Below are 15,154 nucleotides of genomic sequence, written 5' to 3'. Positions count from 1 at the left end.
ATGCTCGGATGGTGAAAACAGGATGAGTCGGATGTCCTGCCTCCTCGCCCTGTCTCGCGTGCGAGGCAGGAGCACCCCGGTAGATGAAGCGGATTCAGTACCATCTTTTCCTCAGCAACACCTCACGGCCAAAGCTCACTAGAATTAACCCATGGCCGCTGAGTTCACGCACCTTCATCTCCACACCGATTACTCCCTTCTCGACGGCGCATGCGATGTCGACAAGCTGGCTGGGCACCTGGCCAAGCTGGGCCAGAAGGCCGCCGCCATGACCGACCACGGCAACATTTATGGCGCGGTTCACTTTGCTGCGGCCATGGAGAAGAAGGGCATCAAGCCCATCATCGGCTGTGAACTCTATCTTTCGAAGACAGATGACCACCGCACCATGGAAGGCGGCTACAACCACTTCCTCGTGCTGGCTGAAAACGAAGAGGGTTACAAGAACCTGGTCCGTCTGACCAGCGAGGCCGCGCTTAACGGCTTCTATCGCAAGCCGCGTGTCAGCAAGGAATTTCTGTCGAAGCACACGGAAGGCCTGATCGGTTTCTCCGGCTGCCTTGCCGGTGAGTTGAACCAGCACCTGATGGCCGGTAAGTACGACGAGGCCAAGCGTAGCGCCGGCATGTTTGAAGAGATGTTCGGCAAGGGCAACTTCTTCCTGGAGATCCAGGACCACGGCCTGGAGCCGGACAAGGCCGTTTGCGAAGCCTTGTTTCGCATGGAGAAAGACCTCGGCATTCCGCTGATCGCCACCAACGACAGTCACTACGTTGCGGATGACGATAGTAAGGCTCACGAAATTCTGCTCTGCGTGCAGACGGCCGGCTCCATCAACGACCCGAACCGCTTCAAGTTCGACACCAACGAGTTCTACATCAAGAGCGCGGAGGAGATGCACCGTCTCTTCAAGCAGAACCCCGAGGTCTGCACGCGCACCATGCAGTTTGCCGAGCGCTGCAACGCCAAGATCAACAAGGTGAAAAATCCCTTCCCGGAGTTTGTGGTCCCCGAAGGAGAAACCATTGACAGCTATTTCGAGCAGGTATGCCGCGAGGGTCTGAAGAAGCGCCTTGAAACCGCGGTGGCGCACCTGCGGTCGCGCGGCTTGTTGCGCAAGACGGTGGCCGAGTATGAAGAGCGTCTGAACCGCGAGATCGACTGCATCAAGCAGATGAAGTTCCCAGGCTACTTCCTCATTGTGTGGGACTTCATCAAGTACGCCCGCGAGCGCGATATCCCTGTCGGTCCGGGTCGTGGTTCAGCAGCCGGATCGCTCGTCGCCTACTGCATGGAGATCACCGACGTTGATCCCTTGCAGAACGAATTGCTCTTCGAGCGCTTCCTGAATCCCGAGCGTATCTCGATGCCGGATATCGACATCGACTTCTGTATGAATCGTCGGCAAGAGGTCATCGAGCACGTCACGCGCAAGTATGGCCGCGACCAGGTGGCGCAGATCATCACCTTCAACACCATGGCCGCCAAGGCTGCAATCAAGGACGTTGGCCGCGCCATGGACATGCCCTATGGCGAGGTGGACCGCGTCGCCAAGCTGATTCCCGCGACCATCGGTATCACGATCGAGCAGGCGCTGAAAGACTCTCCTCCGCTGGCGACGGCGTACGAAGACCCGAAGGTGCGCGAGCTGATCGACACGGCGATGCGCCTTGAGGGGCTGGTGCGTGGCGCCGGTGTTCACGCCGCCGGTGTAGTGATTGCACCAACCAAGCTGACCGAGCTGGTGCCCGTCACACGTGCCAAGAACGAAGACATCGTCACTGCCTATGACATGAAGGCCGTCGAGAAGATGGGTCTTCTGAAGATGGACTTCCTTGGCCTGACGACGCTGACCGTCATCGACGATTGCCTGAAGCTGATCAAGAGCAATCGCGGTGTTGTGGTGGAGATGGCCAAGGTTCCGCTCGATGATCAGGAGACCTATGAGAAGGTCTTCCACAAGGCGCTGACCTCGGGCGTCTTCCAGTTTGAATCCGGTGGCATGCGCGATGTACTTCGCCGCTACAAGCCAAATACGGTGGAAGACCTGACCGCTCTCAACGCGCTGTATCGTCCTGGCCCGATCCAGGGCGGCATGATTGACGATTTCATTGAGCGCAAGTGGGGCCGCCGCGCGGTGGAGTTCACCTTCCCGGAGCTTGAACCCATCCTGAAGGAGACGCTTGGCGTCATCGTCTATCAGGAGCAGGTGATGCAGATTAGCTCGGCCATCGGCGGCTACTCGCTCGGCGGCGCTGACCTGCTGCGCCGCGCCATGGGTAAGAAAGACCCTGCGGAGATGGCCAAGCAGCGCGACATCTTCATGGCCGGAGCCGCGGAGAAGAAGTTCGACAAGACCAAGGCCGGTTCGCTGTTTGACCTGATGGAGCAGTTTGCCGGATACGGCTTCAACAAGTCTCACTCGGCTGCTTACGCCCTGCTGGCGTATCACACGGCGTACCTGAAGACCCATTACCCGGTGGAGTTCATGGCGGCGCTGCTGACCTCTGAAACCTCCAAGCCCGAGAACGTGGTGAAGTACATCGGCGAATGCAAGGAAATGGGCATCACGGTTCTGCCGCCGGATGTGCAGATCTCCGCCGCGAACTTCACGCCCACTTCCGATGCGATTCGCTTCGGTCTGGCGGCGATCAAGAACGTTGGCGGCAACGCGATCGAGTCCATTCAACAGGCGCGCACGGCGCTGCAGGCCGAAGGCAAGCCTGGCTTTGCTTCCATCTGGGAGTTCTGCGAGAAGGTTGACCTGCGCCTGATGAACAAGCGCGTTCTGGAGTCGCTGCTGAAGGCCGGCGCCATGGACAGCTTCGGCGCCCGCGCCCGCGTGAATGCCGCGCTGGACAAGGCGATTGAGCGCGCGCAGAAGGCACAGCGCGATGCCGAGACCGGTCAGCATGGGCTCTTCGGCATCTTCGATGCGGAGCCGGAGGTCGTCAATAAGAAGGTGGATGACGATCTGCCCAAGGTGCCGGATTGGGATGAGCACACCCGCCTGCAGAACGAGAAGGAAGTGCTCGGGTTCTTCGTCTCCGGACATCCGATGGACAAGTACCGCGAGAAGCTGCGCAACCTGAAGGTGGTCGATACGGCGACAGCGTGCGAGATGAAGCCGGAGCCGCAGAACTTCCGCCGTGGGCAGGACAACAGCGCCAACGAGATTCAGATTGCCGGTGTCATCACCGCGCTGAAGGTCGCCAAGTCCAAGCGCTCGGGTGAGATGTATGCCTCGGCGTCACTGGAAGACACCACGGGCAAGATCGACCTGATCGCCTTCCCGAAGGACTACGAGAAGCTCTCAGAAAAGCTGAAGATTGATGTCCCGGTGCTGGTGCGCGGAACGCTGCGCGGTGAAGAAGACTCCGCTCCCAAGCTGTCTGTCTCCAGCATCACCGCGCTTGAAGATGTGCAGATCAAGCTGCCCGGCGCGTTGCGTGTGAAGGTGCCGCTGCATCATCCGGATGCGGCGTTGCTTGAGAAGCTGCAGGCGCTGTTTGAAGCCACGCCCGGGCCGGGCAAGGTACTGCTTGACCTGGAAGAGCCGGGGCAGTTCTGCGCCGTGCTGGAGCCGCAGGGCTTCAACGTCGCGGCTGACCGCCTGTTCATTGACCGGGTTGAAGAGATCGTAGGCGGTGGTGCGGTGCGAGTCATCGACTGAGCAGGCAGAGAAACGATTTGAGCCCACCCTCTCTAAAAGGGTGGGTTCTGTTTTTGTGGGTCAGAATGTTAGTTTGTCTGCATGCCTTCCAAGCGGACTGTCCTGCTCTCTCTGTTTGCCGTTGCGCTTTCTCCTTTTACTGCTGTCGCGCAGAACTCTGACTTCCAAACCAGGCTGCATGCGTTGAGTGATTCTTTCTGGAGCTGGCGTGCCACGGAGCAGCCCTTCACTAACGATGACATTCCTCGTATTGAGCGGGCCGAGCCCTTTGTTGTTCACTGGGCACCGGCGGATGCGACGGGTTACAAGACGAAGATCGGCGACTTCGAAAGGCAATGGCGCGCTCTGGATGCAACGAAGGCGCCTGTAGCGGACCAGGTGGACTATCGTCTCCTCGGCTCGGCAATTGCACGCGTGCACTGGGAGCTGACCGTCTTCCCGATGTGGACGGAGAACCCCTTCTTCTACGTCGACCAGAGCCTCGGCTCGGTTTTCGCCGCTCTGCTGCCCAAACCTCCGATTACGCCGGCCCGCGAAGAAATTATCCTCTCCCGCCTGGAGCGCATGCCTTATACGCTGGAGGAAGGGAAGAAGAATCTGACCGACATTCGTGCCCCCTATGTCCGCGCCACGCTGGGCGAGATGAAGGGCATCGAAGACCGGATGCAGCGCTTCCATGACGGCCTGCTGACGGTGCTCTCCCTGCAGAACAAGCCACGTTTTGAGAAGGCTGAAGCCGCCGCGGTCAAGGCTCTTGTCGACTACCGCACCTGGGTCGAAGGCCGCCCGAAGAGCCTGCCCGAGAAGACCGCTGTTGGCCGCGATGGCTATGTCTGGTTCCTGAAGAACGTGGCGCTGATGAACCATACGCCGGAAGAGATGCTCCGGATGGGACGCCAGGAATGGGAGCGTGCGGTCAGCTTTGAAGCGCTGTCGCATGCCGCCAGCACCGGTGTCCCCGAAGTCCCGTTCTACGGCACAATGGAAAAGCAGCTTACCGCTGAAAAAGAGAATGAAGCCGCCATTCGCAAGTACATGGTTTCGCACGGCGTTCTATCGGACCCCGCCGGGGTGAAGCACTATTACTACCTGCCGACACCGGCGTACATCGCTCCGCTCAGCTTCCTGGGGGTGACGGACGACCTGACCGGCCCGTCGCGGCTGGACGAAGACGGTACCAGCTACAAGGGCGTTCCTCGTCCGACGACGGCCTTCTGGGGTTCTATTACCGGTCGCGACACACGTCCGTTGACGCTGCATGAGGGAACCCCGGGCCATTACTTCCAGATGGCCTGGAGCTGGCACCACCCGGATACCATCCGTCGCCACTACTACGATTCTGAGGCGAATGAGGGCATCGGTTTCTATGCCGAGGAGATGATGATGATCGCCGGCCTCTTCGAGGATTCGCCCCATATGAAGGAAGCCATCTACAGCCTGATTCGCCTGCGTGCACTGCGCGTAGAGGTTGACGTGAAGCTGGCGCTGGGTGAGTTCACGCTGGAGCAGGCGGCAGACTATCTGACCAACGTGGTCCCCATGGACCGCGGCACGGCGACGAGCGAGGCTATTATGTTCGCTTCAACCCCGGGACAGGCCATCACCTACCAGATCGGCAAGCTGGACATCCAGCGGTTGATGACCGACGCCCGGCAGAAGCAGGGAAACGACTTCAGCCTGCAGAAGTTCCATGACACGATCTGGCTGAATGGCAACCTGCCGTTCTCGCTGGTTCGCTGGGAGATGCTGGGCGACGCGAAGGATGTGCCGCCGGTTCCGGCCTCATTTGTCGCTGCAAAGTAAGCGGAAAACGCGGCTCCTGTTCCGTCTCCTCAAAAGAGAAGGGCAGGAGCCTTCACTTTGCTGGATGGCCCTCCTCCAGCTTCGATACAATCAACGGTGATGGCAGATTTAGAAGCAGGAAAGCCCGCCGTGGCAGAGGTTTCCGAAGCCTGGCGCAGGACAGAGATGGCGCGGCATCCGCAGCGCCCGTATCCGATGGATTTTATCGAAGCGCTCTTCACCGACTTCAGCGAGATCCACGGCGACCGCGCCTTTGCTGACGATCCCGCAATGGCCGCAGGTATGGCTCGTTTTCATGGCCAGGAGGTTATGGTCATCTGCAACCTGAAGGGTCGTACGCTGAAGGAGCGCATGCTCCGCAAATTCGGCAGCCCCGACCCCGAAGGCTATCGCAAGGCGCTGCGCGCGATGAAGATCGCGGAGAAGTTCGGCCGACCTGTCTTCACCTTCCTCGATCTTGCCGGGGCGAATCCCGGACTTGGCGCCGAGGAGCGTGGCCAGGCCGAAGCGATTGCCAGGAACCTGTTTGAGATGGCTCGCCTGCGCGTGCCTGTTCTGGCGACGATCACTGGCGAAGGCGGCTCCGGTGGAGCGCTGGCGCTGGCGGTAGCCGACCGCGTGCTGATGCTGGAAAACGCGATGTACTCGGTGATCTCCCCCGAAGGTGCGGCGTCGATCATGTGGAAGGACGCTACCAAGCGGCAGAAGGCAGCCGAAGCGCTGAAGTACACCGCCGAGGATGTAAAGCGCATGGGCTGCGTCGATGAGATTGTCGCCGAGCCAGCAGGCGGATCGCAGAACGACCCGGCAGCCTCCGTCGCGCTGCTGAACGACCGCCTGGAAACGCACCTGGCCCAGCTTCAGGCGCTCAGCGTCGATGAGATGCTCGCCCAGCGTTACACCAAGTTCCGCAACATTGCGCAGTTCTTTGAAGTAGCCTCCTAATCCGCATTGGCATGATGACGCACGAAACTCAAAGTGGTATGCGCGCTGCCGGTGGCGGTCTCTTCGGAGGCCGGACGCGGGGCAGCGCCGCCATCCGTTTTGTCTTCGCAGCATTCTGGATCTTTGCTTCGGAGATCATTGCCGGCATCGCCACGGCGAATATGGGCTCGGTTGGTCACGAGTTCTTTTACCGTACCGTATGGCTGGTATTGCTGCTTGTCGGCTTCTGGGGCATGGGCCGCACCATGGATGCCCAGCAGCACCCCATCCGCGAGATGGGACTGATGCGCCGCGAGGGCTTCGTCCAGGAATGGAGCCTGGGACTTGCCACTGGCTGGGGACTCATGGTGCTGCTGGTGCTTCCCATCATGCTGGGCGGCAAGCTCGATCTCACCTTCTGGTTCAGTAGCCGCTCCATCACGCTTACGCTGATCAATCTGCTCATGTTGGCGATTGCGTCGCTTGCCGAGGAGATCGCTTTCCGTGGCTATGCCTTCCAGCGTCTGCGCGATGCGGTAGGGCCCACCTGGGCGACGCTTCTGTTTGCAGCCATCTTCGGCTACCTGCACCTCAGGAATCCGTACGGTGGTTGGCCGGCGGTCTTCGTCACCATGCTGGCCGGCGTCATGCTGTCCGTCGCCTACCTGCAAACGCGCAGTCTTTGGATGGCGTGGGGGCTCCACTTCGGTTGGAACGCCGCCATGGGCATCCTGTTTGGCCTTCCGGTCAGCGGACTCGAGTTCTCGACCATTGTGCAGGCGCATCCGTCACTTCCTGTCTGGCTGACGGGCGGCCTTTATGGTCCGGAGGCTTCCGTCTTCGCTCCGTTTGTGGTGATTGGTGGCATCTTCCTGGTGATGCGCGTCAGCCATGACCTGCACTGGAAGTACGGTTTCGACCCGATTGTTCCGGGTGGCTACGCCATGGAAGCAGCGCCTCCGCCGCAGCACGCCGCCATGGAAGCCGAGGCTGCAGCGAAGCAGGCAGCCCTGATCCAGATCATGCCGGTGGCTGCTCCACCTCCACCTCCGGTGATCCCAAAGCCGGGTACCGGACCGGATTTTTCATCTGAAGAAAAATGACAACTCCTTGACTTGCCAAGCCGCGCCGGAAGGCGCAAGATGCTGGTATCTTGAGGTGACTTTCCCATGGTTTCGCGGGCTCGGTACTGGCTGGTAGCAGGTTCGCTTGCCGCCTTGTGCCTTCCGGCGGCCTTTGGACAGGTCTTTGTTGTCGGCAAGAATACCGCTACCGACGGCCTGGTGACGGAGTTCCACCCCACCCGCGTCGAGCTTCCGGCACAACCCCTTACAGAACGCGGCCGTCGTGACCTGTTACGCATGCTGGAGGCAGAGCAGGGCTTTGCCCATCGCGCTCTTCCCATGGGCGGCCAGGGGCTGACACTACGCGCCAACGGCACGCTCTCTCCTGACTCGGACACTATCCGTGATGCTCTCTACAAGAAGGGCGTCTCCGCGCAGGCCGGGGACCGCGTCATGGTCACTAACCTGCAGTTTGAAAAGGACCGCATCATCGTGGATCTGGATGGCGGTCCCTACAAAAAGCATCGCTGGCTTTCGCATATCCAGCTCAACAACAACAACGTTGTCGCTCCGGAGGAGCAGCCGACCGGCGCGCGGGTGGTTCTGGTCTTTGAGCGCTTTATCCCGGATCTGACCGCCTCCGAGGTCAAGAGCCTGCTGGAGCCGGTTATCGACTTCGGCGTGAAGACCAGTGAGGAAGCCTACGCCAACACCCTGCCGGAGCCGCTGAAGCTGGCCGTGGCCGACCACCGTGTTCTGGTGGGGATGAACCATCGCATGGTGCTGGCGGCGCTAGGACAGCCGGTAATGAAGGTGCGGGAGAAGGTGGATGACTCCACCGGCGACAAATATGAGGAGTGGATCTATGGCCGTACGCCGCAGACCATTCGTTTTGTGCGGTTCGTCGGTGATCGAGTTGTCCTGCTGAAGATCGCCGAGCTGGGCAAGCCGATTGAGGTCCGCGACAAGGACGAGATGGCTGGCTACGTGAACCCGGACTCCGTCCGCGAGATCGCCATGGGCGACAAGCGTCCAGGGGAAGAGGATGACGGCAAGCAGGCCCCTCCGCCGACCCTGCGAAGGTCCAGTGAAGGCCCGGCACCGGGGGCGCCAGGCCGGGTGCAGCTTCCGGACACGAAGAACGACAAGGCAGACAAGCCCGAGCAACAGTTTGTCTCCAATTTGAGGTAAGATAGTAACGATCGCTCGCCCGAGCGGGTTCCTTTTCCAACGCACAATGCGGGATGGGGCAGGATGAGAGGCAGAACGCGGATCTGTGCGTCTGCAAGGGGCGAACGATGAGAGATCTTTCTTCGCGGCCAGGCCCGAAGACGAAGGAGCTACCATGGCAAAGATTGCCAAGACTGCAGATCGTAAGAAGGTGATGGACACCTCCAAGAGCACGGATTGCCCCAAGTGCTCCAAGCCGACGCGTATTGTTAAGCGCGTTAAGGACCGTGAGCGCAACGTTCCGGGCGGTATGTTCATCTCCTGCTCGGTGTGCGATTTCTACGAGCGTCTCTAAACCAACGGTTTAGCTTTACTCAAAAAACCCGGCCTCGGCCGGGTTTTTTCGTTTCCCCTGCTACAAAGAAGGAGATCAGGAGGAAAGCAAATGCGTTTGGAAAAGAACGTGGCAGAGAAAACGAAGATGGGCGGTGTTGCCGTGGGTGCGCTGGCGGTTGGCGCATTCGCCCTGGGATCGCTGGCTGTCGGTGCGATTGCCGTAGGAGCAATTGCCATCGGCCGCATGCGCATTCTTGAAGCTCGCCTGGACAGGCTCTCCGTTGGCACGTTGACCGTGGATCGCCTGGACATCCGGTCGCAGTAATCGTCTCTAAGCTCCGGCGATCTCATCAAGGATGCCGCGTGTTGCTGCCGCAGGGTCAGCCGCCTGTGTGATCGGGCGGCCTACCACCAGCTTGCTGGCACCCATGTGGATTGCAGCGGCGGGTGTCACCACGCGCTTCTGATCGCCCACTGCCGCTGCGGCGGGGCGAATTCCCGGAACCACCAGGAGGGGGTCGGAGCCAATCGCTTCGCGGAGCAGGCCAATCTCCTCGCCCGAGCAGACCAGCCCATCGATGCCCGCCTCTATGGCCATCTTGCCCAGCAGGGCCACCTGCTCCGCCGGTGCATGGTGAATCCCCGTTGCGGCCAGTTGCGCGCGGTCCATACTGGTCAGCACCGTGACCGCAAGCAGCTTGGGGGCTCCCGTAATCTTTGCCGCGGCGTTGGCGGCAGCCTCCAGCATGGCAGGACCTCCGCACGCGTGAACCGTCAGCAAACCGATGCCCAGACCGGAGACCGAGCGCACGGCTCCGGCGACGGTATTGGGAATATCGTGCAGCTTCAGATCGAGGAAGATGTTCAGCTTGCGTTCCAGGAGGGAATCGACGACCGGACGGCCTTCGGCCAGGTAGAGTTCCAGGCCGACCTTGACCCAGGAAACCAGGCCGTTAAGCTCCTCGACCGCCTGCAGCGCTCCAGACTGTGTTGGATAGTCCAGGGCAACGATCAGGCGGTCGAGGGATGATGCAGTTTGAGAGCTCACGCTCTCTATTCTATCGAGCCAGCAACGGCTGTACGGAAGCAGTTTGCGCGACAAGAGCACGCACCTGCGCCGGATTGCTACCGTTCACGGGATCGATACGGACTTTCCCCAGACCACCAATCCCCAGCTTGCGGGCGGCGGCGTAGGAAAGATCCACGATGCGGTCTTCCAGCATGGGACCACGATCGTTGACTCGGACGAAAATCGACTTCTTCGTCTTGAGGTTAGTGACACGGGCCCAGCTCCCCAGGGGGAGTGTGCGGTGGGCACAGGTCAGACTGTTCATGTCGAAGGTCTCACCATTTGCGGTGGGCTTACCCTGAAAATCAGAACCATACCAGGAGGCTTTTCCAATCTGGTACCAGGGCTTCTTCGACGTGAACTTACGAGTGTTACCGCCGTCCGGCATCTTGCTCAAATCGCGCGGAAGATCGGTAGGCACGTCAGCCGGAGCGGCAGACGTTGCACTTGCAGTAAACCCGAGAGCCAGAGCTACAGCACCTGTTACCAGGCGGGGGATGTAGTTCAGCAATCGGGAAGACGTTTCTAGTTGCATTCGTTCTAGCTCCACTGTTATTTTCGAGTTTCTGGAATAGCTAAGTCAAACAAAGACAGGGGTTTATCCCTAAAATTGGACTTGCCAAGCAGGCCTCGCCGTGGTATAGAGGAGCGGGGGTCGCAGGGATTCCTGCGGTCTTTTGGCGTGAAAATGGCACAATTCAAGCTTCTTAAGGGATGCTGATTTTGCCGTATCGCGTTGGCTCGCAGGTCATTTCCACAGATATTTTTACCCCTTTAAATCCGGAGAATCAGCCCTGAATCACCCTGAAACGCTGCTCAGCATCGCCGGATACGATCCTTCGTCAGGTGCCGGCATCACGGCGGACCTTGCCGTCTTTGCCGCGCATGGCTACTTCGGAACCAGCGCTATCTCGGCCCTGACAGTCCAGGCGACCACTGGCGTGCGGTCGGTTCATGCCGTGGAGCCGGCGGTTTTGACGGATACCTTGCGGACACTTCATGAAGACCTTCCTCCCGCGGGTGTCAAGATCGGCATGCTGGGTTCATCGGCAGCGGTGGAGGTGGTCGTGAGCTATGTCTCGACCCTCGATTGCCCGGTTGTTCTCGATACAGTGCTGCGTTCCAGCTCCGGTAAAGATCTGCTGGAGCCTGAAGCTCTGGAACTTTTCCGGCAGAAGCTGCTGCCGTGCGTCAGCTGGGTAACTCCTAACATTGACGAGCTGGCGCTACTGACCGGCATTGAGGCCGGGACACAGCAGCAGGTCGCCAAGGCCGCCCGGACACTTGGGCGACGGTACGGTGTAGGAGTCATCGCCACCGGTGGGCATCTGGATCCGCCGAACGACTACGTGCTGGCGGCTGGGCAGACGGAAGGGGACTGGCTTGCTGGAGAACATATTCCCACCCGTGCGACGCACGGGACCGGCTGCGCCTTCTCCAGCGCGTTTCTCTGTGGCCTGGTGGAAGGGAAGCCGCCGCTGGTTGCTGCTGCCTCAGCCAAGGAATATGTGCGTCAAGGTATGCTTCGCGCGACAAAGCGGGGTAATGGTAAAGGTCCTTTGAACTTGCTTTGGCCGCTGGGCTGCTAGGCTGTTGTAAAGATATGGCACTTACATTGGAACTGAACGGGCAGCGCCGCGAGTTCGGCGCGCTGGACGAAGGTGTGGCATTGGACCAGGTGGTAGCCGAACTGGGCCTGAAGCTGGATCGCGTTGCCGTGGAACTGAACGGAGATATCGTTCGCCGTACGGCCTGGGCTGAGACATCGCTCAAGGACGGAGATAAGTTGGAAGTGGTTCATTTTGTTGGGGGCGGCTCCAACCCGATCCATGTTCGCAGTTCTGATACAGGTGGCCGGAGCCGATGAGCACGATTGATTCTTCCACCAAGCGCCGTCTGATGCTGGGCTTCGTCTCCAGCTGGGTGTCGAAGCTGGCTTCTACGGTCATCCAGCTCGTCCAGGTTCCTGTTTTTCTGAAGTTCTGGTCGGTGCCGCTCTACGGTGAATGGCTCATCATCAATGCCATTCCTTCCTATCTGAGTTTCTCGAACATCGGCTTCGGCTCCGTCGCCGGTAACGAGATGACGATGAGCGTCGCGCGTGAGGATCGCGAGAGCGCGCTGCGTGTCTTCCAGAGCTGCTGGTGGTTGATCGTCATGCTGCTGGGAACCGTGATGGTAGCCGTCTCCAGCATTCTGTATCTGATTCCGGATGTCTCCAGCCATCTGCATCTGCATTCCATCTCGGACAACGACGCGCGCTGGATCCTGTTCTATCTCGGGGCATCGGTGCTGCTGGGGCAGCTGGAACAGTTGCTGCAGTCGGCCTATCAGTGCGTTGGCCGTTATCCGTACGGTTCCTTCCTGAAGAGCTGTTTCTCGCTGTTTGCTTTCGCTGTCACCATTGGAGCCGTGGCTCTGCACCAGGGCGCCCGGGTTACCGCGCTTTGCTATGCGCTGGCCAACATTACCGGAACGCTGACGCTGGCCATGATGGTGCGGCGGGATATCCCATGGATCCGTTTTGGATGGCACTTTGCCAGCTTTGTCGAGATCAAGCGTCTCTTTGGTCCGGCTGTCGCGTACATGGGGTTCCCGATCGGAAATGCTCTGAACCTGCAGGGAACCCTGATGGCTGTACAGTATGCGCTTGGCCCGACCGATGTCGTGATCTTCGGTACCGCACGTACCGTCAGCCGCGTCGCGCTGCAGATGGTACAGATGGTGAACAACACCTTCGCTCCGGAGCTTTCCATTGCCTTTGGATCCGACAATGAGGGGCTGATGCGTAAGCTTCACCGCCGCTCGGTACAGCTTGCCATCATCATCTCGCTGGTTGTGATTGCGTGCATGCTGTCGCTGGGGCCGTGGTTCCTGACCCATTGGACCGGTGGCCATGTGCCACCCAGCCGTCCTTTGCTGACCATTCTGCTCCTGGTGGTCCTGCTGTTTTCGCTCTGGTCCACCAGTTCCACCGTGGTGACTGCCATCAACAAGCACCAGGGACTGGCCGCATGGTACATCTTTGGCACCAGCCTGACGGTTGTGGTGACCTTCTTTGCCGCCAAGCACTATGGGCTGTACGGAGCGGCGGGTTCGCTGATCATCAGCGAGCTGATCATGAACTTCTATGTCATTCCGAACTCGTTGCGTATCTCCAATGACACGTTTGGAGCCTTTGCAGCCAGCATGCTGGAGTTTCCGGATGCCTTGCGGCCGCAAAAGCTGCTTGCCAGGGTTCGTCGTTCCAAACCGGCAGGAGGGAAGATCGCCGAATGAAGCCAGCCATCCTGGTCGTTGAACCGCAGATGGAAGAGCACTTTCACGCGCCGTTCAACGCGGCCTTTCTGCATAGCGTCGCCTGTGCTTACGCGGAAGTGCCGGTTTCCTTCCGAGGTTTTGCCGCGCATGTAGAGACGGTGCAGGGGATTCTGCGACGCAGTTCTCCGGAAACTGCTGACCGGATTAGCTGGGAGACCCTGGCTCCGCTCAAGAGCAAGTCCATTGCGAGCCGTTGGATGCACAACCGGGCCGTCATCCGGCAGGCGTTGCACACCGGGCGTCACCTGCTGTTTACCTCCATCAGCCGGCTCCAGTTATTGCAGCTCAAGTCGTTGATGGGAGCATCGGACCGCGTCTGCGTGACACTGCACGGCGATATTGATTCGCTGGAGCGTCCGTCGAGAGACAGATTTCCGAAGAGCCTGTACAGCATGCACCGGGTCGTAAAGATGCGGAATCCCGCAGGGCTGCGCTACCTGTTTCTCAGCAAGTCGATCTACAACCACGTCCCGGCGGAGTTCCGCCAGGCGATGACACCAGCCGGCATTGTCGACCATCCGTATCACTTTGCACCGGCGATTACGGGAGAAGCTCCTCGCGAGCTGATCTTCGGCGTCTTTGGCAATAGCGGCGACGGCCGTCTGCTGGAGCAGGTCGCCCGTCAGGTCAAGCAGCAGAATCCTGCGGTGCGCTTCCGCCTGGTTGGCTTCGTTCAGGACGAGGAGACAGTGCAGCGGCTGGCTCCGTTTGTCGAGGATGTCACCTCAAAGCCGATTCCGCGAAGCCTGTTTATCGAGCGGGCCACCTCGCTGACCCACACCCTGTGGCTGGCGCCGCCGGACAGCTACCGTCTGCGAGCCAGCGGAGCGTTCTTTGACGTGCTGGCGTATGCGAAACCCCTGGTCTATACGGCCAACCCGTACGTCGATCCGTACTTTGCCGGCGCGCCTGAAATGGGAGTTCGTTGCGGTTCCGTCGATGAGGTGCCGGCGGCGATCCTGGAACTGGCAGGAACATTTACCGCAGAGAGCTATCGACGCTCGCAGCAGGCGATCCTGGAGCTGAGGAAGCGGTTCACGCCGGAGCAACTGGCGAAGCGTTTACCCAACGAGCTTGGATGGGGAGATCTGAAGTAAGCAAAAGAAAAGAAGGGGTTTCCTTCTCCATCTTCTGTTGCCGCAAAGTTGAAATGACTCAGCGGGAACAAAAGGGAAACGGCTTTATGTTTTCCTCGCTAGTTTCTGATAACGCCGTTTCAAGGGAGCGACGGTATAGCTGCCGACAAGCCGACTGTTGGTACTGTCCCAAGATAGAATCTGCATTGTGTCCGCTGCTGCTTTATTGCGAAGTAATCCGCTCATCACCTTTGGGTGTGGCTCGCTCGCTGCTGCCCTAGTTTGTTTCGGGCTGCTGTCTTGGTCATCAGCCATGGAACAAGCTCGTTCACCAGGAGAGAAGGACCTTGGCGTAGCCGTTCTTGCGATGATGTTTGGGATACCTGCTCTTCTTCTTGCAGCGGTGGGCGTGCTGTTGCTCCTTACAGGCATATGCGTGTGGATAGTTCGGAAACTACTATCCTGAAAGCACACATAGCGTCACTTGTCCGCAAAGAGAATGCTCAACGTCTCTCGGGAGACCTTGAGGTCGTGCTTGGAGAGCAGCATCTCAGCCGCAAGGGATGGACCGAAGTCAGCATAGTTCGCCCGCACAAGCTCTACGGCGTACTCGCGAATGCCTTCAATCAATCTGTTGTTCGACGCTCGGCCGCGAGCCTTATGGATAACGCTGGCTCCGCCGCTCGCTCAATGCGCTGCAACTCGGTTCCACTCTACA

General features: G+C 59.5%; 13 protein-coding genes and 1 pseudogene. 11 read left to right on the top strand and 3 right to left on the bottom strand.

The features are described from left to right. Positions 1-151 precede the first annotated feature (151 nt). The 7 genes from dnaE (at position 152) to OHL13_RS06625 (ending at position 9,295) form a co-directional block, all read left to right on the top strand. Positions 152-3,673: a DNA polymerase III subunit alpha gene (dnaE, locus tag OHL13_RS06655; RefSeq protein ID WP_263409348.1), complete on the top strand. Its 3,522-nt coding sequence runs from the start codon at positions 152-154 to the stop codon at positions 3,671-3,673. Positions 3,674-3,754: 81 nt separating this feature from the next. Next, entirely contained in the window at positions 3,755-5,476 is a 1,722-nt protein-coding gene (locus tag OHL13_RS06650; protein WP_263409347.1) for a DUF885 domain-containing protein, read from the top strand. Positions 5,477-5,575: 99 nt separating this feature from the next. After that, on the top strand, positions 5,576-6,421 hold the full coding sequence (locus OHL13_RS06645; RefSeq protein WP_263409346.1) for an acetyl-CoA carboxylase carboxyltransferase subunit alpha: 846 nt from the start codon (positions 5,576-5,578) through the stop codon (positions 6,419-6,421). Between the two features lie 11 nt (positions 6,422-6,432). Beyond that, positions 6,433-7,503, top strand: a complete 1,071-nt coding sequence (locus tag OHL13_RS06640; protein ID WP_263409345.1) for a CPBP family intramembrane glutamic endopeptidase — start codon at positions 6,433-6,435, stop codon at positions 7,501-7,503. A gap of 66 nt (positions 7,504-7,569) precedes the next feature. Beyond that, entirely contained in the window at positions 7,570-8,655 is a 1,086-nt protein-coding gene (locus OHL13_RS06635) for a DUF2845 domain-containing protein (RefSeq protein WP_263409344.1), read from the top strand. 154 nt (positions 8,656-8,809) lie between these two features. Then, complete coding sequence (locus tag OHL13_RS06630; protein WP_263409343.1) at positions 8,810-8,989, top strand: Rcat domain-containing protein; 180 nt, start codon at positions 8,810-8,812, stop codon at positions 8,987-8,989. A 108-nt stretch (positions 8,990-9,097) separates the two neighbouring features. Then, positions 9,098-9,295 carry a hypothetical protein gene (locus OHL13_RS06625; protein ID WP_263409342.1) on the top strand — a complete coding sequence of 66 codons (198 nt, stop codon included), beginning with the start codon at positions 9,098-9,100 and terminating at the stop codon, positions 9,293-9,295. Positions 9,296-9,301: 6 nt separating this feature from the next. Here OHL13_RS06625 and pyrF read toward each other — a convergent pair whose 3' ends face one another. After that, positions 9,302-10,018, bottom strand: a complete 717-nt coding sequence (pyrF, locus tag OHL13_RS06620) for an orotidine-5'-phosphate decarboxylase (RefSeq protein WP_263409341.1) — start codon at positions 10,016-10,018, stop codon at positions 9,302-9,304. A gap of 10 nt (positions 10,019-10,028) precedes the next feature. Then, positions 10,029-10,574: a septal ring lytic transglycosylase RlpA family protein gene (locus tag OHL13_RS18615; protein WP_317889909.1), complete on the bottom strand. Its 546-nt coding sequence runs from the start codon at positions 10,572-10,574 to the stop codon at positions 10,029-10,031. A 259-nt stretch (positions 10,575-10,833) separates the two neighbouring features. Between OHL13_RS18615 and thiD the strand changes: the two genes are divergently transcribed. From thiD to OHL13_RS06595, 4 genes are read left to right on the top strand one after another with little or no spacing between them, the layout of a single operon-like run. Next, positions 10,834-11,628 carry a bifunctional hydroxymethylpyrimidine kinase/phosphomethylpyrimidine kinase gene (thiD, locus tag OHL13_RS06610; protein ID WP_263411621.1) on the top strand — a complete coding sequence of 265 codons (795 nt, stop codon included), beginning with the start codon at positions 10,834-10,836 and terminating at the stop codon, positions 11,626-11,628. Positions 11,629-11,642: 14 nt separating this feature from the next. Continuing rightward, complete coding sequence (thiS, locus tag OHL13_RS06605) at positions 11,643-11,906, top strand: sulfur carrier protein ThiS (RefSeq protein ID WP_263409340.1); 264 nt, start codon at positions 11,643-11,645, stop codon at positions 11,904-11,906. Continuing rightward, positions 11,903-13,318, top strand: coding sequence for a lipopolysaccharide biosynthesis protein (locus OHL13_RS06600; RefSeq protein ID WP_263409339.1), 1,416 nt, complete (start codon positions 11,903-11,905; stop codon positions 13,316-13,318). Before thiS ends, OHL13_RS06600 begins: the two co-directional genes overlap by 4 nt. Next, positions 13,315-14,457, top strand: coding sequence for a hypothetical protein (locus OHL13_RS06595; RefSeq protein ID WP_263409338.1), 1,143 nt, complete (start codon positions 13,315-13,317; stop codon positions 14,455-14,457). The genes OHL13_RS06600 and OHL13_RS06595 overlap by 4 nt, the downstream gene beginning before the upstream one ends. A 483-nt stretch (positions 14,458-14,940) precedes the next feature. On the opposite strand, the pseudogene OHL13_RS06590 reads toward OHL13_RS06595, so the two are convergent. Next, a pseudogene (locus OHL13_RS06590) lies at positions 14,941-15,117 on the bottom strand (ISNCY family transposase); the annotation flags it as partial. Between the last annotated feature and the right edge of the window lie 37 nt (positions 15,118-15,154).

The sequence above is a fragment of the Terriglobus tenax genome (assembly GCF_025685395.1).
GTDB lineage: Bacteria > Acidobacteriota > Terriglobia > Terriglobales > Acidobacteriaceae > Terriglobus > Terriglobus tenax.
Note: the sequence above shows the minus strand (reverse complement) of the source record. Positions and strands in the feature narration are given on the sequence as shown.

Excerpts from the sequence above, each read along its gene's own strand:
- dnaE (WP_263409348.1), top strand. The coding sequence starts at position 152 with ATGGCCGCTGAGTTCACGCACCTTCATCTCCACACCGATTACTCCCTT.
- OHL13_RS06650 (WP_263409347.1), top strand. The coding sequence starts at position 3,755 with ATGCCTTCCAAGCGGACTGTCCTGCTCTCTCTGTTTGCCGTTGCGCTT.
- OHL13_RS06645 (WP_263409346.1), top strand. The coding sequence starts at position 5,576 with ATGGCAGATTTAGAAGCAGGAAAGCCCGCCGTGGCAGAGGTTTCCGAA.
- OHL13_RS06640 (WP_263409345.1), top strand. The coding sequence starts at position 6,433 with ATGATGACGCACGAAACTCAAAGTGGTATGCGCGCTGCCGGTGGCGGT.
- OHL13_RS06635 (WP_263409344.1), top strand. The coding sequence starts at position 7,570 with ATGGTTTCGCGGGCTCGGTACTGGCTGGTAGCAGGTTCGCTTGCCGCC.
- OHL13_RS06630 (WP_263409343.1), top strand. The coding sequence starts at position 8,810 with ATGGCAAAGATTGCCAAGACTGCAGATCGTAAGAAGGTGATGGACACC.
- OHL13_RS18615 (WP_317889909.1), bottom strand. The coding sequence starts at position 10,574 with ATGCAACTAGAAACGTCTTCCCGATTGCTGAACTACATCCCCCGCCTG.
- thiS (WP_263409340.1), top strand. The coding sequence starts at position 11,643 with ATGGCACTTACATTGGAACTGAACGGGCAGCGCCGCGAGTTCGGCGCG.
- OHL13_RS06600 (WP_263409339.1), top strand. The coding sequence starts at position 11,903 with ATGAGCACGATTGATTCTTCCACCAAGCGCCGTCTGATGCTGGGCTTC.
- OHL13_RS06595 (WP_263409338.1), top strand. The coding sequence starts at position 13,315 with ATGAAGCCAGCCATCCTGGTCGTTGAACCGCAGATGGAAGAGCACTTT.